The organism is Labrys methylaminiphilus subsp. lupini (assembly GCF_051161885.1).
In the GTDB taxonomy this organism is placed as follows: Bacteria; Pseudomonadota; Alphaproteobacteria; order Rhizobiales; family Labraceae; genus Labrys.
The window spans coordinates 193,416-212,735 of the sequence record NZ_JBMDIH010000002.1 but is presented as its reverse complement, the minus strand read 5'-3'; the positions used below and the strand labels follow the sequence as shown (position 1 = coordinate 212,735).

The following is a 19,320-nucleotide window of genomic DNA, read 5'->3' as shown; positions in this document are numbered from 1 at the left end:
ATCATGAGCCATACCATCCATCACCTGCGAAAACTGCGCCTGCAGCGCAGCGAACTCGCGGTACCGGGTTCCAATCCGGAGATGATCCGCAAGGCCGCCGATGGCGGGGCGGACTATATCTTCCTCGATATCGAGGACGCAGTTGCACCGCCCGATAAGGAACGGGCGCGCAAGAATATCATCGAGGCGCTCAACGAGATCGACTGGCGCGCGCGCGGCAAGACCATCTCGGTACGCATCAACGGGCTCGATACCCATTACATGTATCGCGACGTCGTCGACGTGATGGAGCAGGCGGGCGACCGGCTCGACACCATCCTGGTGCCCAAGGTCGGCGTGCCCGCCGATCTCTACATGGTCGAGGCCATGGTCAACCAGATCGAGACGGCCAAGGGCTTCAAGAACCGTGTTGGCCTGGAGGGCTTGATCGAAACGGCGCTCGGCATGGCCAATGTCGAGGCGATCGCCGCTTATGGCGGAAGGCTCGAGGCGCTGCATTTCGGGGTGGCCGACTATGCTGCGAGCTGCAAGGCGCGCACGGTCTCGATCGGTGGCCTCAACCCGGATTACCCCGGTGACCAGTGGCATGCGGCCCTGTCGCGCATGACGGTGGCCTGCCGCGCCTATGGCCTGCGCGCCATCGATGGTCCGTTCGGCGATTTCTCCGATCCGGAAGCCTATGTCGCGGCGGCCAGGCGCGCTGCAGCACTCGGCATCGAGGGCAAGTGGGCGATCCACCCCACGCAAATCGCGCTCGCCAATGAGGTGTTCTCGCCGCCCGAAAAGGAAGTGAACCGTGCCCGCCGTATCATCGAGATGCTCCGGGAGGCCGAGGAGCAGGGCAAGGGTGCCGCTGCGCTCGACGGCAAGATGATCGATGCCGCGTCCGAACGCATGGCTCGCAATGTCCTGGTCATGCACGAGGCCATCCAACAGTCGACCCAGCCGCGCGCCGGCCTGCCCAACTGACGAGGTTACCGACATGGATATCCATGAATACCAGGCCAAGGAACTGCTCTCTCGCTATTCGGTGCAGATCCCGCGCGGCGGTCTTGCCTACAGCCCCGAGCAGGCGACCTATCGCGCCAGCGAGATCGGCGGCGACAAATGGGTGGTCAAGGCCCAGATCCATTCCGGCGCCCGCGGCAAGGCCGGCGGCATCCGCATCTGCAAGTCCGACACCGAGGTGTCTGATGCTGCCGAGGCCATGCTCGGCCGCAAGCTGGTCACCCACCAGACCGGCCCGAAGGGCAAGCTCGTCTCGCGCCTCTATGTCGAGGAAACCGTCGACATCCGCCAGGAACTTTATCTGGGCATCGTGCTCGATCGCAAATCCGAGCGCGTGATGATCGTGGCGTCCGCCTCCGGCGGCATGGAGATCGAGGAAATCGCTGAAAAGCAGCCTGACTCCATCATCCGCGCCATCGTCGACCCTGGGGCGGGCATGCAGCAGTTTCAAGCCCGCGAGATCGCCTTCGGCCTCGGGCTGGAGAACAATTTGATCGGCAAGGCGGTGGATACGCTGCTCGGCTGCTATCGCGTTTTCCGCGACTACGACGCTTCCATGCTGGAGATCAACCCGCTGGTCGTCACCCGCGACGGGCATCTGATCGCCCTCGATGCCAAGATGTCCTTCGACGAGAACGCTCTGTTCCGCCGCGCCGAGATTTCGGAACTGCGCGACAAGTCGCAGGAAGACCCGCGCGAGACCTTCGCCTCCGACCGCGGCCTGTCCTATGTCGGGCTCGACGGCAATATCGGCTGCATCATCAATGGTGCGGGTTTGGCCATGGCGACCATGGACATGATCAAGATCGCCGGCGGCGAGCCGGCGAACTTCCTCGACATTGGCGGCGGCGCCTCGCCCGAGCGTGTCGCCAAGGCGTTCCGCGCCGTGCTTGCCGACAAGAATGTCGAGACCATCCTGGTCAACATCTTCGCCGGCATCAACCGCTGCGACTGGGTGGCCGAGGGTGTGGTGAAGGCGATGCGCGAGGTCGGCGTGAACGTGCCTTTGGTGGTGCGCCTCGCCGGTACCAATGTCGAAGAGGGGCGGCGCATCCTCGCCGAGTCCGGCGAGAAGGTGATCGTGGCCGACACCCTGGCGGAAGCGGCCGAAAAATCGGTCGAGGCGATGCAGGCCTTTTCCAAATCCAAGAAGCATTGAGGGGGAAGCGAAATGGCAGTTCTGTTGAACCGCAAAACGCGTGTCATCGTCCAGGGCTTGACCGGCAAGATCGGCTCCTTCCACGCCCAGGACATGAAGCGCTATGGCACCAATGTCGTCGGCGGCGTCACCCCCGGCAAGGGCGGGCAGGACCATCACGGCATTCCGGTGTTCAACACGGTCAAGGGCGCCGTGCGGGAGACGGGCGCGGAGGCCTCGATCGTGTTCGTGCCGCCGCCCTTTGCTGCCGATTCCATCATGGAAGCCGCCGATGCCGGCCTGAAGTTCTGCGTCTGCATCACCGACGGCATTCCCTCCCAGGACATGATGCGGGTGAAGCGCTATATGCGCCGCTTCCGCTATGAGGACCGCATGCGTCTGATCGGCCCGAACTGTGCCGGCGTGATCACGCCCGGCCAGGCACTGATGGGCATCATGCCCGGCAATATCTATCTGCCGGGTCGCGTGGGCATCGTCGGCCGCTCGGGCACGCTCGGCTACGAGGCGGCCTCGCAGATGAAGGCGCTGGGCATCGGAGTTTCCACCAGCGTGGGCATCGGCGGCGATCCCATCAACGGTTCGTCCTTCAAGGATATCCTGAAGTTGTTCGAGGAAGATCCGGATACCGACGCCGTGGTGATGATCGGCGAGATCGGCGGACCGCAGGAAGCGGAAGCCGCCGAATGGGCCAAGCATCATATGCGCAAGCCGCTGATCGCCTATATCGCTGGCCTGTCGGCGCCCAAGGGCAAGCGCATGGGCCATGCCGGCGCCATCATCTCCGCCTTCGGCGAGTCGGCCCAGGAAAAGGTCGAGATCCTGCGCGAGGCCGGTGTCGCGATCGTGCCGACGCCGGCAGCCTTTGGACCAGTCGTGGCAAGCGTGCTGGAGAACAGGAAAGCGGCCTGAACAGGTTCCAGAGCGCTTTGCGATGAGGCGGGATCGCCAAGAATTGCAAAGGCGCGTCGGAACGAGAAGCTGGAGCAAACAAGCAGTCAGACATGAACGCGCTTTGCTCCTGGGGACGCGTGGCCGTGGCCATCTCGGCGACCGCGCGTGCCCCGGTGCTATCTTGTTTCGATTGCGGGCCGCTTCGAGGCCGTCATGGCGAGCAGGGTGAGGTCTGATTATACTTTGCTGGCTTATTAATTGCTCTGGGCCGCCCATCCTCGTCGAATCGAGGGTGTCGTAAGGGGGAAGCGTGATGAAACCTCGGATACTCGTGACGCGGCGTTGGCCCGCCTCGGTCGAACGGATTCTGGCCGATAGGTTCGACACGACGTTCAATCGGGACGACACGCCGCTGAGCCCATCGCAATTGAGCGATGCGCTTGGCCAGTTCGATGCCGTGCTGCCCACGGTCAGCGACAGGCTGCCCGCTTCGGTCTTTCCCGAGGTGGACGTGCGCACCAGGCTCCTGGCCAATTTCGGAGTCGGCTTCAGCCATATCGACATCGACGCGGCGCGCGCCCGCGGCGTGACCGTGACCAATACGCCGGGCGTGCTCACCGACTGCACCGCCGACATCGCCCTGAGCCTGCTGCTCGCCGTGGCGCGCCGGGCCGGGGAGGGGGAGCGCCAATTGCGCGCCGGCCAATGGACGGGCTGGTGCCCTACCCACATGATCGGCGCCAAGGTGAGCGGCAAGACGATCGGCATCATCGGTATGGGCCGGATCGGCAAGGCAGCGGCCAGGCGCGCCCATTTCGGTTTCGACATGAAGGTCGTCTTCTACAACCGCTCGAAAGTCGACGACGAGGCTGTCAGCGCCATGGGCGCACGGCAGCTGGCAAGCGTCGAGGAGGTGCTGGCCGAGGCGGATTTCGTCTCCCTGCATTGCCCCGGCGGCGCCGAGAACCGGCATCTCATCAATGCGGCCCGGTTGCGGGCGATGAAGCCGAGCGCCTTCCTGATCAACACCGCGCGCGGCGACGTCGTCGACCAGCAGGCCCTGGTCGACGCGCTCGAAAGCGGGACGATCGCGGGCGCGGGCCTCGACGTCTATGACGGCGAACCGGCCGTTCCTGCCGCGCTGATGCGCCTGGAAAATGTAGTTCTGCTGCCGCATCTGGGCAGCGCCACGGAGGAAACCCGGGTCGCGATGGGCATGCGGGCAGTCGACAATCTCACCGCCTTTTTCGATGGCAGGGCGGTACCCGACAAGGTTGCCTGAAGCAGGGAGTTTTAGGAAAAGCGCGGCCTGCGGTTTGACGAACGGCATTGGTATTCCCGGCTCTCGCGAGCCGGGAATTTTCGTTTTGGCCTGATTGATCGCAGCAAGCGATCGATGTCCCCGAAGAACCGCCGATTCCTTCGTTCGAGCATGCTTGGCGGCTGGCCCAATTGCTGTAGTGTCTCGCCATCCGGATGCACATTGCGCCAAAAGGAAATGGATGATGACTGCCCTGCTGCCGACCGTGGACCCCGATGGTCTCCTCGAATATTCGGTCGTGTTCACCGATCGCGCGCTCAACCACATGTCGCAGGTCTTCCAGGGTGTGATGCGGGACATCTCGCAAACATTGCGCCGGGTCTACAACACGGAAGAAGGTGGGGGCGTGGCCCTGGTGCCCGGTGGTGGCACCTATGCGATGGAGGCGGTCGCGCGCCAGCTCGCCCACGGCAAGAAGGTGCTGGTCATCCGCAATGGCTGGTTCTCCTATCGCTGGACGCAGATATTCGATATGGGCGCCATCCCCGCCGAGAGCATCGTGCTGAAGGCGCGGCAGACGCAATCGGAATCTGGGGCACGCCAGCAACCCTTCCAGCCCGTGCCGATCGAGGAGGCCGTGGCCGTCATCGAGGCCGAGCGTCCGAATCTCGTCTTCGCGCCGCATGTGGAAACCGCCTCCGGCATCATGCTTCCCGACGGGTACATGAAGGCAATTGCTGACGCGGCTCACAAGGTCGGGGCGCTTTTTGTCCTCGATTGCATCGCTTCTGGCTGTGTCTGGGTCGATATGAAAGCGGTCGGCGTCGACGTGCTGATCTCGGCGCCACAGAAGGGGTGGAGCGCTTCTCCCTGCAGCGGCATCGTCATGCTGAGCGAAGCCGCCAAAGCCGAGGTGAAGGCCAGCACCAGCTCTTCCTTCGCCTGCGACCTCAAGAAGTGGCTGGAGATCATGGAAGCCTATGAGAAGGGTGGCCATGCCTACCATGCCACCTTGCCGACCGATGCCCTGCGCGGCTTCCGCGACACTGTGCTGGAAACCGAGGCGAGAGGCTTCGAAAAGGTGAAGGCGGCCCAGCTCGAACTCGGCGCTCGGGTGCGGCAGCTCTTCGCCCAACGCGGTTTTGCCAGTGTTGCCGCGTCGGGTTTCGGGGCACCTGGCGTCGTCGTCTGCTACACCGACGATCCTGGCATCAAGTCCGGTGCCAAGTTCGTTGCCGTCGGCGTGCAGGCGGCAGCCGGGGTACCGCTGATGTGCGATGAGCCCGCTGACTTTCAGACCTTCCGTATCGGCCTTTTCGGCCTCGACAAGCTCGCTGATATCGACCGCACGGTGGGCAATCTCGAACGGGCTCTGGGCGAGGTCGTGGGCACGGCGAACGTGCGGTAGTTGCAAAGCCGAGCAGCGCAAGCTTTTCCTGCAAACAATGAGACAAGAGGGGAGGGATCGTCATGACGATGGAATTGGATGGCGGCATCACGCCGCACGGCGAGGGGTATGAGCAGGTCGAATGGAACATTCTTGGCCAGCGGTATTTTCCGAAGGCCGATTGCGGGTCGGCCTTCGCCTTCGAGACGAATTCCGAACCCGGCCAATTCGTGCCGGTCCATGTCCACCCGACACAGGAGGAATTCATCTTTCTGCTGGAAGGCCAACTGGAGCTGAAACTCGACGGAAAATGGCTGACGGCGAAACCCGGCGACCTGGTGCGCCTGCCCCGCGGCATCCCGCATGGCTATTTCAACAAGTCGGACCAGCCCGCTCGAGCGCTTTTCTGGGTGTCTCCTGCCGGCAGGCTGCGTGACCTGTTCAAGACTTTGCACAACATGTCCGATGTCGAAGCGGTCATACGCGCTTCCGCTGAACACGACGTCGACTTCCTGCCTCCAGAGGCCAACGACTGAGCGTTGGCCATTCCGGAAAGCGGGAGCGGGGTGTCGCAAGTGCCCGCTGTCCGGGTGCGGGCCTGAAAGCGAGAGAGAGATGCAATACCGGGTGGTCGACTGGACCTGGGCCTACGACAACGCCGCGAACATCCCCAAGAGCGAAGCGTGGCCGAACGCCTGGGTGGAGCCAGCCCGGGTGGCTCGCGACGCGCTGGTTGCTGACGACCGTGCACGGCTGGAGCTCACCTATGGCAGCGATCTCCGCCAACGCCTCGACCTGTTCTATCCGAAAGGGAGCCCGGCGGGCCTGGTCGTCTTCGTCCATGGCGGATTTTGGATGGCACTCGACAAGAGCTTCTGGTCGCATCTTGCAGGGGGACCGCTGGCGCACGGATATGCGGTGGCGATACCCAGTTACCCGCTTGCTCCGAATGTGCGCATCTCCGACATTACGAGGTTTATCGGTCAGGCCATCGGCGCTGCCGCCAGCATCGTCCCCGGACCGATCCGTCTGGTCGGTCATTCCGCCGGCGGCCAACTGGTGACGCGCATGATCAGCCAGACGACGCCCCTCCCGGACGAGTTGCATGGCCGGATCGCTGGGACGCTCTCTGTATCCGGCCTGCACGATCTTCGGCCGCTGATGAATATCGCGCGCAATGCGACGCTGAAGATCGACATGACCGAGGCGAAAAGCGAGAGCCCGGCCTTGCTCGAGCCATTGCCCGGAAGCCGGCTGATCTGCTGGGCCGGTGCGCGGGAAACGTCCGAATTCCTCCGGCAGAACGCGCTGCTCGGCAATATCTGGCGGGGACTCGGCGTCGAGACGGATGTCGTCGAAGAACCGGACCGCCACCATTTCAACATCCTGGATGGGTTGGCGGACCCCGACCACGCGATGACACGCGCCCTGTTTTCCCTATGAAACGCGCGGCCCGGCCTGCAGTTGCGCACCCAGGCGCCGAAGCGACGCGTGGCGGCAAGGCCGAAGAAAGACCGATCGGATGCAACGCGATGCAATCAGATCCGGGGGATGAATTCCGTCCTTGACCGACCGGCGGTCGCGAAAACGATACGACGCCCTCGGAGCGGATTTTTTGTCTAAGGACAAACTATGTTGCGATTTGCGGACAAAGATTGGTTCATTGCGGACAACCAATGGGGGAATGAAACGGCTCCGGCACCCTGAAATCGAAGAATGAACTGGAATGAAAAAATGTTTCACTGTATGAATATGAGAGGCGGAAGGAACTGGATCGTCGTCGTGGCTTGAAACGCCCCGAAACACAGAAGGCCCAAAACAGAAGACGTCGGATCAGAGGTGGCGCGCGCCGCAAATCGGGGGGCATATGAACGCCGAGGGGAAACGCCAGCGTCAGGGCATCGAGGTCGATAGGATGCGGGGAGCTCCGGAAGGCCTGTTCAGGGTGCTGATCGCCGAGCGCAACCCACTGGTGGTGGCTGCCCTCGGCGACATGATCAAGAATGATGTGCGCTTCGAGCTGGTCGGCAGCATGCAGTCCGGTGAGGCTTTTCTCGCGGCTGCGGCCGAGCCAAAATTCGACGTGGCCGTCCTTGGCTGGAAGCTCTCCGACATGAACGGCGCCGAGGTGCTGGAAGAACTGCGTCAGCGCAGCTTGCATGTGCGTGTCGTCATGTTCTCGAACGACCACGACGTCGCCATTCTCAAGCAATGCGTGCGCCTGGGTGTGCAAGGCTATTGTTATCAGTTCGACGATCCCGCCATCTTGTTCGACACGCTGGTGGCGGTCGCCCATGGCCGGATCTGCATCCCTTATCTGGACGTGTCGAAGATCAATGACACGCCACTCTCGCGCCTGACGACTCGCGAGCGCGAACTGCTTGCCGTGCTGGCGGATGGCTGGACCAATCTGCAGATCGCCGCACGCACGGGGATCTCGGAAAACACGGTCAAATATCACCTCAAAAATCTCTACGACAAGCTCGAGGTGCGCAATCGCGCCATGGCGGTCGCGCTCTACGCCACCGAGAAGAGCAGAGGGCCGCAAGCCAATTCCTGAAGCGAGGGCGGCGCTTGGCTCGCTGGGGTCCCAGTTCCGCATGCTCGACTGCGATCGCAAGGGCTCGCGTCATCGGCCTGTCATGCCGGCAGGGCAGAAGGCCGCCCGTGTGAGGAGAGCGACGTAATGACCATCGAACTTTGGCCCTTTCTGGTTCTACCCCTTGCCGGGCTCGTGGCGGGGGCGGGCATTGTTCGCTTCGTCATGGGGCCGGAATGGATCGAATGCCTGCGCGAACGCCGCTAAGGGGTTTTGCTCAAGGGCCATCGCGGCCTCGCAGAGCCATTATTTGCTTCTGTCCAGTTCAGATGTGCTGTTGAAGCCCGGGCTGTGCATCACATCGAGAATGGACGATCGAAACATCCATCGTGGCTCGCTGTCGATCTCGCCCAAAGGAGCCCGCAAGATCGCGCGGGCATCCGGATGAGGGCGGTTCAAGGCCTTCGATGAAGAGGCGCTGCCCAGTCAGCTATCGCATTTCCATGCGCGCCCTCGGGAGCTTGCACCTCGGGGCCTCCTTCGCTCGCGCGCATGAAAGAAGCCGCGGCAATGGCTCTACCCTATTGTGGCAATGGCTCCTGCCCCGCCCGGTGACACCATGTAAAAACCCGCTCGTGAGGTCTTGAGCAAAGCACGTTCACAACTGAACGCTTGTTTGCTCTAACTCTTTGTTTCGACGCGTCTTTGCGATTCTGGGTGATTCCGTCTAATCGCAAGACGCTCTGGGAGACGGTGCGTGGCGGATTTCGATTTCATTGTTGTCGGGGCAGGATCTGCCGGTTGCCTGCTTGCCAATCGTCTGACCGCCACGGGTGAATTCAGCGTGTTGCTCCTGGAGGCTGGCGGAAGCGATCAACGGTTCATGATCCGCATGCCGATCGGCTATGGCCACAGCTTCTACAATCCGAAGGTGAACTGGAAGTTCGAGACCCGGCCGCAGGAAGCCCTGGCGGGACGCACGAGCTATTGGCCGCGCGGAAAGGTTCTGGGCGGCTCGTCTTCCATCAACGCCATGGTCTATGTCCGCGGCCAGCGAAACGATTTCGAGGATTGGAAAAGCGCCGGCAATCCCGGATGGGGCTGGGACGATGTCCTGCCCCATTTCAAATCGATCGAGACGTTCGAACGGGGAGGCGATGCCTGGCGCGGTGGATCGGGCGAACTTGATGTCACGGACATGACGCCATCCGTGCACCCGCTTTGCCAGGATTGGCTTCAGGCCGCGGAGCAGGCCGGCTTTGCCCGGACACCGGACTATAACGGCCTGAACCAGGAAGGTGTCTCGGTCTACCAGATCACCACCAGGAAGGGCTTTCGTGCGTCATCCGCAACGGCATTCCTGCATCCGGTTGCCAGGCGCTCCAATCTGAAGATCGTCACCGGCGCTTTTGCCACCCGCATCCTGTTCGACGGCCTGCAGGCGAGCGGGGTCGAATATCAGTGCGACGGACAAAAGCATGCCGTTCGGGCCCGGCGCGAGATCATCCTGGCGGCCGGCGCGGTGCACTCGCCGATCCTGCTGCAGCATTCGGGGGTCGGCCCTGGGGACCTGCTCAGGAAATTCGACAAGGCTGTCGTGAAGGACATCGCCGCGGTCGGGCAGAACCTGCAGGATCACCTCGGCATCGACTATCTCTATCGCTCGCGCAAGCCAACGCTCAATTCCCTGCTGCGTCCGTGGTGGGGCAGGGCGACGCTCGGCGCACGCTACCTTCTGTTTCGCGACGGACCGCTATCGCTCAGCGTCAACCAGGCTGGCGGTTTCGTCAAATCCAGGCCCGATGCCAGGCGGGTGGACATGCAGCTCTACTTTTCGCCAGTCAGCTACAGCAAGCCGACGCCAGGCGTGCGGCGATTGACCCTGCCTGATCCGTTTCCCGGCTTCTTCATCGGGGTCCAGCCCTGCAGGCCCGAAAGCCGTGGCTCCATTGCCATCGGGTCGCCCGACCCAATGGCTGCGCCTGTCATCGAGCCGAACTATCTGTCGACGGCCGGCGATATCGAGGAGATGCTGGCAGGCGTGCGCCTCATCCGGACGATTGCCGAACAGCCCGCCATGCGCGCCGTCATCCTCGATGAGATGAAGCCTGGCCCGAACATCCGCAACGAAGCTGATCTGGTCGCGGATATTCGCGCCCGCTCAGGCAGCGTCTTTCACGCCTCCTGCACCTGCCGCATGGGGCCGGACGACGGAACCAATGTCGTGGACGATCGCTTGCGGGTGCATGGGTTGCAGGGGCTGCGTGTGGTCGACGCTTCCATTTTCCCGAATGTCACCTCGGGCAATATCAATGCGCCGACCATGATGGTGGCCGAAAAGGCGGCGGGAATGATTCTCCGGGACAATGGCTAAGGCATCTTCCCGGGAATTTGGAAACGCTCAGGGGCGCTGCTTTGCCAGGACGCCGGCGAGCGTCTCCACGCCCTTGCGTATGGTACGCTCGTCGATGGCGCTCACGCCGAGTACCAGCCCGCGATGGATCTGCGCCTGGTCGAGGCAGAACCGGCTGATGGGGGAGACCTGGAGACCGGCTGCGTCTGCGTCCGCCGCGACAGTCTCATCATTCATGAACGGGGCTGCAAAGCGACCGACCGCGTGAAATCCGGCAACCGAGCGGTTCGTGTGCAACAGCCCCCCGAGATATCCTTCGGCTGCTTCGTGGAAGACGGCATGGCGAGCGGCATAGATCTCCCGCATGCGGCGCAGATGGGTGGCAAAATGGCCTTCGTCGATGAAGGCGGCCAGAACCGCCTGGATGCTCGAGGGCACGCCTTGCAGGAACGCGCCGCAGATGCGCTGAAAGATCGGCACCAACGGTTTGGGCACGATGTAGAAGCCCAGACGCAGTGCCGGAAACATCGTTTTGGAAAACGTCCCGACATAGATGACGCGTTCGCCGGTATCGCCGCTTTTCAGGGTGGGGAGGGGGCGGCCATCGTAGCGAAACTCGCCATCATAATCGTCTTCGATGATCCAGGCATTGTTCTGGTTGGCTGCCGCCAGCAATTGCGCTCGCCGTGCGAGGCTCATCTCCGCCCCCGTGGGATGCTGGTGCGACGGGGTGACGAAGGCAAGGCGGAAGTCGGGCGCCAGAGTGAGCCCCGCCTCCACGGAGAGCCCTTCCTGGTCGACGGGAACGGGCACGATCGAGGCGCCGCAGGCAACCAGGCTGTTGCGGGCGCCGATGGCGCCGGGATTTTCGAACCAGACATGGTCGCCCGGATTGAGAAGGACGCGGCCGATCAGGTCGAAGGCCTGCTGGGCGCCGTTGACGATGAAGATCTGGTCGACGTCACAGGAAAGGCCGCGATTGGCGCGGAGGTGCTCGGCAATCGCCAGACGCAGGCGCGGATGGCCGTTGGCGTCGGAATAACCCATCACCTCTTCGCGGGGCTCGCGCCAATGCTTGGCGGTCAGGCGGGCCCAGACCGCCATCGGAAATGCCGCATAATCCGGCAGGCCGGTCACAAAGGCGCGTATGTGATGCGGATGGGACAGTCTCTGGAAGAAGCGCGGCGAGGCATCGGCAATGATGTCGGCGAGCTTGGCGGAGACGGGGCCAGGAGAATGCACCACCAGGGCCTGTTCCGGCTTTCTGGTTTCGGCAAGCTCCGAAACATAGGAGCCCGACCCAGTTCGCGAAACGATCAGCCCCTCCGAGGTCAGGCGTTCGAACACCGTCATCGCGGTGGTGCGCGAGATCCCCAACTCCCTTGCCAGCGTGCGGCTCGACGGCAGTCGCTTGCCGGCGGGCAGATGGCTCGCCGCAATCAGCTGGCGTATCGCATGATAGACTTGGGTGGTGATGGATTTGTCCAGAGAGCGGTCGACGGCGATCGAAAACAGCAATTCGCCCGAAGACCGCTTGACCATTGACCATGTTTCCCGACGGTTGGAGCGCAAGGCCGCGGCACACCGCGACAAATGCCGGCAGCCGCGCTCGCTTTTTCTTACGGCTTCCTAGAGCAAAACGCGTTCAAGCGTGAACGCTTGTTTGCTCTAACTCTTTGTTTCCAAGCCAATCTAAAGGATTGGCTAGAGCGTCTTTGCGATTCGAGGTGATTCCGCCTAATCGCAAAACGCTTAAGCACAGGCTCCAGCGGTTTCGCTTCGGCCCCTGTGAACATTTGGTTCACCGATCCGCCATAACCGGCTTTCAGGTTTTTCGAAAGTGGACCTTATGACCCACGGACCGGTTTGATAGGTCAGTCTCGATCGCATTGGCTGGCATTTTCAGGAAGAGCGGACTTGAAGATCAAACGCATCGAGACATTCTCCACCCAATATGTCGGCTTCGTCCGCATCACGGCCGAGGACGGAACCCAAGGGCTCGGCCAGGTTTCGACCTATCATTCCGACATCACCTCGACCGTATTGCACCGGCAGGTTGCTCCCTATGTGCTCGGCGTCGACTTCGACGATATCGATGCGCTGACCGACAGGGTGATCGAGCGCGAGCACAAATTTCCTGGCTCCTACATGAAGCGGGCCCTTGGCGGATTGGACACCGCGATCTGGGACCTGCGCGGAAAGGCGGCCGGATTGCCCGTCGTCAGCCTGCTCGGTGGGACACCGGGGAAATTGCGTGCCTATGCCTCCTCGATGAAACGCGACATCACCCCGGCCGCGGAAGCTGAACGTTTCAAGCGCCTGCGGGACCAATTCGGCTTCGACGCCTTCAAGTTCCGCATCGCCGCCGAATATGGCCATGACGTCGACGAATGGCCGGGACGTACCGAGGAGATCGTTCCGACCATCCGCAAGGCGCTCGGCGACAAGGTGTCCCTGCTGGTCGACGCCAACAGCGGCTTCTCGCCCAAGCGGGCGATCGAAGTCGGGTCCCTGCTCAGGGACAATGGTATCGAGCATTTCGAGGAACCCTGCCTCTATTGGGAGCTCGAGCAGACCAAGGAAGTCACTGACGCGCTCGACATCGCCGTGACCGGCGGCGAGCAGGATTGCGAGATCCCGACCTGGCGGCACATGATCGAGATGCGGGCCGTCGATGTCGTGCAACCCGATATCCTCTATCTCGGTGGCATCAGCCGCACCCTGCGCGTCTGCGCCATGGCGAGAGCCGCAGGATTGCCGGTGACGCCCCATAGCGCCAATCTCGGGCTGGTGACGCTGTTCACCATGCATTTGCTGCGTGCCATCGAGGGGGCGGGCAAATATCTGGAGTTTTCGATCGAGGGGCCGGACTACTATCCCTGGCAGGAAGGACTTTTCGTCAAATCGCCCTATGCGGTCGAGGATGGCATGGTCACCGTTTCGAACGAACCGGGCTGGGGCGTGGAAATCGATCCCGAATGGCTTGCCCGATCGAGCTACCAGGTCAGCGAGGTGGCATGATGACCAACGCATTCGCAACTGTTGCGGCGGAACTCGAACCGCTGCCGTCCCAGCACTTCGTTCATGGCGGTTGGCGCCAGTCGGCCTCCGGACAGGCGATAGAGACCTTCGATCCCGGCCGAGCGGAGCCGCATGCGCGATTTGCTGCCGGAACGGCCGAGGACGTCGCCGAAGCGGTTTCATCCGCCAGGCAGGCCCAGCATGGCGAATGGGGCAGGGCGACGCCGGCCGAGCGCGGGCGTGTGCTGATGCGTGCGGCAGAGCTGATCCGCGAGAACATCGAGCGCCTGGCTGTTGCCGAAGTGCTGGACAGCGGCAAGACCCTCGCCGAAGCCCGCGGCGACGTGCGCGGCTCCGCGCGGGCCTTCGAATATTATGCCGGCGCCGCCGACAAGCATGAGGGCAAGGCCTATCCGCTCGGGCCGAACTACACCTCCTATTCGATCGAGGAGCCGGTCGGCGTCACCGCGCATATCGTGCCCTGGAACTACCCGCTGTCGACCACCTGCCGCTCGATCGCGCCGGCCCTGGCCGCTGGCTGCACCGCCGTGGTGAAGCCGGCGGAACAGACGCCGATGACGGCGCTGCTGCTGGCCGAGATCCTGGTCCTGGCTGGACTGCCCGACGGGGCCTGCAACGTCGTGACCGGCACCGGCATCGCGGCTGGCGCCCCGCTGGTTTCGCATCCTGATATCAGGCACGTCACCTTTACCGGCTCGACCGTCACCGGCATTAATGTGATGAAGGCGGCAGCCCAGAACATCGCCTCCGTCACGCTCGAGCTCGGTGGCAAGTCGCCCAATATCGTCCTGGCCGACGCCGATATCGATCTGGCGCTCGACAATGTCGTCGGCGCGATCTTCGAGAATGCCGGGCAGATCTGCTCGGCCGGTTCACGGCTGGTTATCGAGCGCTCGATCCATGCCCAGTTCATCGAAAGGCTCGTCGAACGCGCCCGTCGCCTCAGGATCGGCCACGGCCTGACCGAGGGGGTCGATTTCGGCGCGATCAATTCGGCCGAGCATCTGGGCAAGGTGGCCTCCTATGTCGAGGGAGCCAAGGCAAGAGGGCTCGAGATCGTCACCGGCGGCAAGGTGACCGTGGATCCGGCGACCGGCAAGGGCTGGTTCTTCGAGCCGACCATCGTGGACGGCGCAGACTGGGACGATCCCATCGTCCAGGAGGAGATCTTCGGGCCGGTGCTGGCTGTGCAGATCGTCGATGGCGTCGAGCAGGCCGTCGCAGCGGCCAATTGTACCCAATATGCACTGGTTGCCGGCCTGTTTACCCGCGATCTGGCCAAGGCGCATCGCATCGCCCGCGATGTCGATGCCGGCCAGGTGTTCGTCAACGAGTATTTCGCAGGCGGCATCGAAACGCCTTTCGGCGGCAACCGCCGATCGGGTATCGGCCGGGAAAAAGGCCTGCTTGCGCTCTCCGCCTATACCAGGACCAAGACGGTGACACTTCGGATCTGATCGCCATGGCATTTTCCGACTGTTCAGATCGGAAAATGCGTCTGTTTCCTTGGGATTTTGACCGGAATTCGAGCCGTATCGATCGAATTCCGTTCTAAGCCGGCAAGCGGCCTCATCATTGATCGAGAGTGGACCTTATGTGCCGCAACCAAGCCTTTCATAGTCTTGCCGGGAGGCAGGCTGACGGGTCGATCGGCCGCTGACAAATCTGGAGGGAGTTGTGATCTTGAAGAAACTTATCGCCGCGCTTGTCGGCGCCACCGCCGCCATGGTCGTTTCGAACATTGCCAGCGCCGAAACCCTTCGAATTCTGACATGGGGCGGCTATGCGCCCGACAATGTCATCCAGCTGTTCGAGAAGGAATATCCCGACATTGATGTCGAGGTGACGCTTTCCAACAATGAGGAAATCATCGCCAAGCTGCGCGCGACCGGCGGGGCCGGTTTCGACCTTGCCCAGCCGAGCCATGATCGCATCTTTGCGGCGCAGCAGGAATACAACATCTACAAGCCTCTCGATCTGTCGAAGATCGATACCGCCGCCATGCAGGACAATCTGCTCGAAGCGGTGAAGACCAACGCCACGATCGACGGCAAGGTCTATGCCGTTCCCCATCAATGGGGCACTTCCGGCCTGGTGGTCGACGCCTCGAAAGCTGCTGGCATCAAGGGCTGGGGCGACCTCTGCGATCCGCAGTACAAGGGGCGGACGTCGATGCGGCTGAGGCGCACGATCCTGCTCGGCATGGCCTTTTCACTCGGCAAGGATCCGTTCGCGCTCTATGGCGACAAGGCCGCCTACCAGAAGATGCTGGATGAGGTGACCGAGAAGATGATCGCCTGCAAGAGCAATGTGAAGACCTACTGGAATGGTGGCGACGATCTGTCGACGCTGTTGCTGTCGGGCGAGGTGGTTGCGTCGGAAGCCTGGGATTCGACCGCCTTCAAGCTCTACGGCCAGAACAAGAACCTGGTCTATGTGCCGCCGCAGACTGGGGCCCTGGCCTGGATCGACACCTTTGCCATTCCGCGCAAGGGCAAGGCTGATGAAGCCGCCTATAAGTGGATCAACTTCGTCCTGCGTCCCGACATCGTCAAGCTGATGTCGGACTCGACAGGCGCGATCTCGGCGGTCAAGGGCGGTGTCGATCTCCTGCCGGATGACAAGAAGGCAGCCGTGAAGGTGGCCTTTGACGACAAGGCGCTGGCCAATCTCAAGTTCTTCGCCAATATCCCGGCGGGGCTCGAGGATCTGGAAGGCAAGGCGCTGGAACGCATCAAGGCGGCCGCCTCCAACTGAGACGCACCCACAATGAAGAGGTCCGCATGGGCTAGTGCCCTGCGGACCGGCAATTCAGCCCAAACCGACGAGCTTCCATGCACGATCTTGAATGCGAGAGCCTGACCAAGAAGTTCGGCCGGTATGTTGCGGTCAACGATGTTTCGTTCGAGGTGCCCCGCGGCTCGTTCTTTTCGATCCTGGGGCCGTCCGGCTGCGGCAAGACCACGCTCATGCGCATGATCGCCGGGTTCGAAGCGCCGTCAAATGGCGACATTCGCATCAAGGGCAAGTCGGTTCTCTCGGCGCCGCCGAACAGGCGCAGCGTCAAGATGGTCTTTCAGCATCTGGCCTTGTTCCCGATGATGAATGTCGGCGAAAACATTGCCTATGGCCTGCGCTGCCGCGGCGAGAACAAGGCCGACATCGCGCGCAAGGTGGGGTCGGTGCTGGAGCGCATCGGCCTGCCGGGTGTAGCCGAAAAGCAGGTCTCGCAATTGTCCGGCGGCCAGAAGCAGCGCATCGCCATCGCGCGCTGCATGGTGCTGGAACCCGATGTCCTGCTGCTCGACGAGCCGCTCGGCGCGCTCGACCTCAAGCTGCGCGAACGGATGAAGATCGAACTGAAGCAGTTGCAAAACCAGTTCAACACTACCTTCCTCTACATCACGCACGACCAGTCCGAAGCCCTGGTGATGTCCGACAACGTGGCCGTGATGAATGCCGGCCGCTTCGAGCAGATTGGTTCGCCGCAAGAGCTCTACAACAATCCAAAAACGGGTTTCGTTGCAGGCTTCGTCGGCGATGCCAATCGCTGGCCCGGCCGAGTGACGGCCTTCAGCAATGGCCAGGCCCGTGTCGAGCTCGACGATGGCGGCGAGGTCATCGCCATGGCGCGAGACGACAAGGTGGCTGCCGGCGCGAAGGTCGAGGTCTTCGTTCGTCCCGAGACCATCGCCCTGGGCGAATCTCGGGATGGTAACCGGCTCCCTGGCACGGTCGACAGCCTGTTGTTCAACGGCGCCAACAGCCGCGTGCTGGTGCGGCTGGCGGGAGGCAGCTTGGTTGAAGTCGGCCATGCCGTCATGGACGGTTCCTCACCGGTCAAGCCCGGCGACAAGGCCGACATTTCCTGGCGGAGAGATCACTGCCTCTGCTTCAGCCAGGCGGGGTAGACGTGATGCCCCGTTCCGACGCCGGCAAATTGTCACTGATCCTGTTGTTCACGCCGTTTGCCCTGTGGATGGTGCTGCTCATCGTCCTGCCACAGCTCGGCATCGGCTATCTATCGCTGCGCGAGAAGCTGGGCCCGGGCGAATATAGCTTCGGTTTCGCCAATTACACCGACTTCCTGCGCGAGCCGGTCTACTGGAACACCCTGTTGCGGACCGCCTGGATGTCGATCCTGGTGACGGCCCTGGCTTTGGTCGTCGGCTTTCCGGTCGCCTATTACATCGCCAAGATCGCCAGACAGCGCTCACGCGCCGCCCTGTTCCTGATGTGCCTGATCCCGCTCTGGGTCAGTGACCTCGTACGCGCCTTCGGCTGGATCGTGCTCCTGCGCGAGACCGGCCTGATCTCCGTCCTGTTGCAGCATACGGGTCTGGTCAGCGGCCCGATCGAATTGCTCTACAACGACATCACCGTGGTGATCGGACTGGTCTATACGGTCGTGCTGTTCATGATCGTTCCCCTGGTCTCGACCTTGGACGGCATGGACAACTCGTTGATCGAGGCCGGCTACAATCTGGGCGGCAGCCGCTTCACCGTATTTCGCCGCATCGTCGTGCCCTATGCCATGCCGGGCATCGTCGCCGGCTGCATCATCGTCTTCATGCTGACGGCGGGAAGCTATCTGACCCCGATCCTGCTCGGCGGCAAGAACAGCATGTGGTTCACCGAGCAGATCTACGAGCAGTTCGTGACCCGCTACAATTGGGAATCCGGCGCCACGTTCGGCGTGCTTCTCCTAGTCTTCACCTCGCTGGTCGTCTGGCTGGGGCTTCGCCTGACCGGACAGAGCCTGGCTTCCACCGTGGCGAAAGATTGAACCCATGAACGTCGCCGCGCCGCAATCTCTCTTCCTGCGCTGGATCTATGGCGGCTATATGCTCGCCTTTTTCCTCTACCTCGCCGCGCCATTGGCCGCAGCAGCCATCTTTGCCTTCAACGATTCGATTTTTCCGGCGCTTCCCTGGAAAGGGTTCACGCTGGAGTGGTTCTTCGGCACAAGCGGGCCGAAGCTAGGCATGTTCCACGATCGCCGGCTCATGGAAGGCCTGTGGAATTCACTTTATATTGGACTGGCCGTCTCGGCTTTGTCGGTCGTGGTCGGCACCTGCAATGCCTTCTTGTTCGAGCGCAAGCAGTTCCCGGGCAAAAGCCTGCTCTATGTGCTGATGATCGTGCCGCTGGTCATTCCAGGCGTGATCCTCGGCATCTCCATCCTGGTATTTGCGAGTGCGATCGCCAATGGCCTGGAGGATGCGCTTGGCCTGGAGTGGGATTTCCTCCGGCCGGGCACCTTCCTTGTCATACTGGGCCAGTTTTCCTTTCTGGTCACCATCACTTCGCTGGTGATTGCGGCGCGCCTGCGCAAATTCGATCAGGCCCTGGAGGAGGCGGCACTCAATCTGGGGGCATCGCGCCTGCGGGTGCTTCGCACCGTCACCTTGCCCTATCTGGCGCCGGCACTGTTCTCTGCCTTCGTCGTGGCCTTTCTCGTCTCTTTCGAGAACTTCAACACGACCTTGATGCTGGTGGGATCCGATGCGCCGCTGACGATCACCATGTATGATCGCATGGTGAAGGTGGGCTCGACGCCGGTCTTGAATGCCGTCTCCGTCTTCCTGATGGTTGGATCAGGCGTGTTGGCGCTGCTCAGCATTCTCGTGCAGCGAGGCAAGGAACCGAAAGGCTAAGCGAGCCACGCCACGGTCCAAAG

Annotated in this window: 16 protein-coding genes; 15 read left to right on the top strand and 1 reads right to left on the bottom strand. The window is 62.3% G+C overall.

Annotated elements, in window-relative coordinates; translation table 11 throughout:
* The first annotated feature begins 3 nt into the window (after window positions 1-3).
* The 9 genes from ACN6KF_RS26645 to ACN6KF_RS26605 all read left to right on the top strand — a co-directional run bounded on the left by ACN6KF_RS26645 (window position 4) and on the right by ACN6KF_RS26605 (window position 10,619).
* Window positions 4-969, top strand: a complete 966-nt coding sequence (locus tag ACN6KF_RS26645; protein WP_434959937.1) for an HpcH/HpaI aldolase/citrate lyase family protein — start codon at window positions 4-6, stop codon at window positions 967-969.
* A 13-nt stretch (window positions 970-982) separates the two neighbouring features.
* On the top strand, window positions 983-2,167 hold the full coding sequence (locus ACN6KF_RS26640) for a malate--CoA ligase subunit beta (RefSeq protein ID WP_434959936.1): 1,185 nt from the start codon (window positions 983-985) through the stop codon (window positions 2,165-2,167).
* Window positions 2,168-2,179: 12 nt separating this feature from the next.
* Window positions 2,180-3,076: a succinate--CoA ligase subunit alpha gene (sucD, locus tag ACN6KF_RS26635; protein ID WP_434959935.1), complete on the top strand. Its 897-nt coding sequence runs from the start codon at window positions 2,180-2,182 to the stop codon at window positions 3,074-3,076.
* 292 nt (window positions 3,077-3,368) lie between these two features.
* Window positions 3,369-4,340 (top strand): 2-hydroxyacid dehydrogenase, encoded by a 972-nt coding sequence (locus tag ACN6KF_RS26630; RefSeq protein ID WP_434959934.1) that lies wholly within the window; start codon window positions 3,369-3,371, stop codon window positions 4,338-4,340.
* Between the two features lie 220 nt (window positions 4,341-4,560).
* Window positions 4,561-5,727 carry an aminotransferase class V-fold PLP-dependent enzyme gene (locus ACN6KF_RS26625; protein WP_434959933.1) on the top strand — a complete coding sequence of 389 codons (1,167 nt, stop codon included), beginning with the start codon at window positions 4,561-4,563 and terminating at the stop codon, window positions 5,725-5,727.
* 62 nt (window positions 5,728-5,789) lie between these two features.
* Window positions 5,790-6,242, top strand: a complete 453-nt coding sequence (locus tag ACN6KF_RS26620; protein WP_434959932.1) for a cupin domain-containing protein — start codon at window positions 5,790-5,792, stop codon at window positions 6,240-6,242.
* 79 nt (window positions 6,243-6,321) lie between these two features.
* Window positions 6,322-7,149 (top strand): alpha/beta hydrolase, encoded by an 828-nt coding sequence (locus tag ACN6KF_RS26615; protein WP_434959931.1) that lies wholly within the window; start codon window positions 6,322-6,324, stop codon window positions 7,147-7,149.
* A gap of 472 nt (window positions 7,150-7,621) precedes the next feature.
* On the top strand, window positions 7,622-8,266 hold the full coding sequence (locus ACN6KF_RS26610) for a LuxR C-terminal-related transcriptional regulator (RefSeq protein WP_434961309.1): 645 nt from the start codon (window positions 7,622-7,624) through the stop codon (window positions 8,264-8,266).
* Window positions 8,267-9,002: 736 nt separating this feature from the next.
* Window positions 9,003-10,619: a GMC family oxidoreductase gene (locus tag ACN6KF_RS26605; RefSeq protein WP_434959930.1), complete on the top strand. Its 1,617-nt coding sequence runs from the start codon at window positions 9,003-9,005 to the stop codon at window positions 10,617-10,619.
* 27 nt (window positions 10,620-10,646) lie between these two features.
* Here the strand turns inward: ACN6KF_RS26605 and pdxR are convergent, their stop codons facing one another.
* Window positions 10,647-12,140, bottom strand: a complete 1,494-nt coding sequence (pdxR, locus tag ACN6KF_RS26600; protein WP_434959929.1) for a MocR-like pyridoxine biosynthesis transcription factor PdxR — start codon at window positions 12,138-12,140, stop codon at window positions 10,647-10,649.
* A 375-nt stretch (window positions 12,141-12,515) separates the two neighbouring features.
* Between pdxR and ACN6KF_RS26595 the strand changes: the two genes are divergently transcribed.
* The 6 genes from ACN6KF_RS26595 to ACN6KF_RS26570 all read left to right on the top strand — a co-directional run bounded on the left by ACN6KF_RS26595 (window position 12,516) and on the right by ACN6KF_RS26570 (window position 19,297).
* The gene (locus tag ACN6KF_RS26595; RefSeq protein ID WP_434959928.1) at window positions 12,516-13,619 is read left to right on the top strand and encodes a mandelate racemase/muconate lactonizing enzyme family protein; all 1,104 of its coding nucleotides are present in this window, start codon (window positions 12,516-12,518) and stop codon (window positions 13,617-13,619) included.
* The gene (locus tag ACN6KF_RS26590; RefSeq protein WP_434959927.1) at window positions 13,616-15,097 is read left to right on the top strand and encodes an aldehyde dehydrogenase family protein; all 1,482 of its coding nucleotides are present in this window, start codon (window positions 13,616-13,618) and stop codon (window positions 15,095-15,097) included. The genes ACN6KF_RS26595 and ACN6KF_RS26590 overlap by 4 nt, the downstream gene beginning before the upstream one ends.
* Before the next feature lie 220 nt (window positions 15,098-15,317).
* Window positions 15,318-16,397 carry an extracellular solute-binding protein gene (locus ACN6KF_RS26585; protein ID WP_434959926.1) on the top strand — a complete coding sequence of 360 codons (1,080 nt, stop codon included), beginning with the start codon at window positions 15,318-15,320 and terminating at the stop codon, window positions 16,395-16,397.
* Between the two features lie 77 nt (window positions 16,398-16,474).
* A complete protein-coding gene (locus tag ACN6KF_RS26580; RefSeq protein ID WP_434959925.1) occupies window positions 16,475-17,551 on the top strand; it encodes an ABC transporter ATP-binding protein in 1,077 nt (358 codons plus the stop codon).
* A gap of 5 nt (window positions 17,552-17,556) precedes the next feature.
* Window positions 17,557-18,426, top strand: coding sequence for an ABC transporter permease (locus tag ACN6KF_RS26575; RefSeq protein ID WP_434959924.1), 870 nt, complete (start codon window positions 17,557-17,559; stop codon window positions 18,424-18,426).
* Window positions 18,427-18,430: 4 nt separating this feature from the next.
* Entirely contained in the window at window positions 18,431-19,297 is an 867-nt protein-coding gene (locus ACN6KF_RS26570; RefSeq protein WP_434959923.1) for an ABC transporter permease, read from the top strand.
* The last annotated feature ends 23 nt before the right edge of the window (window positions 19,298-19,320 follow it).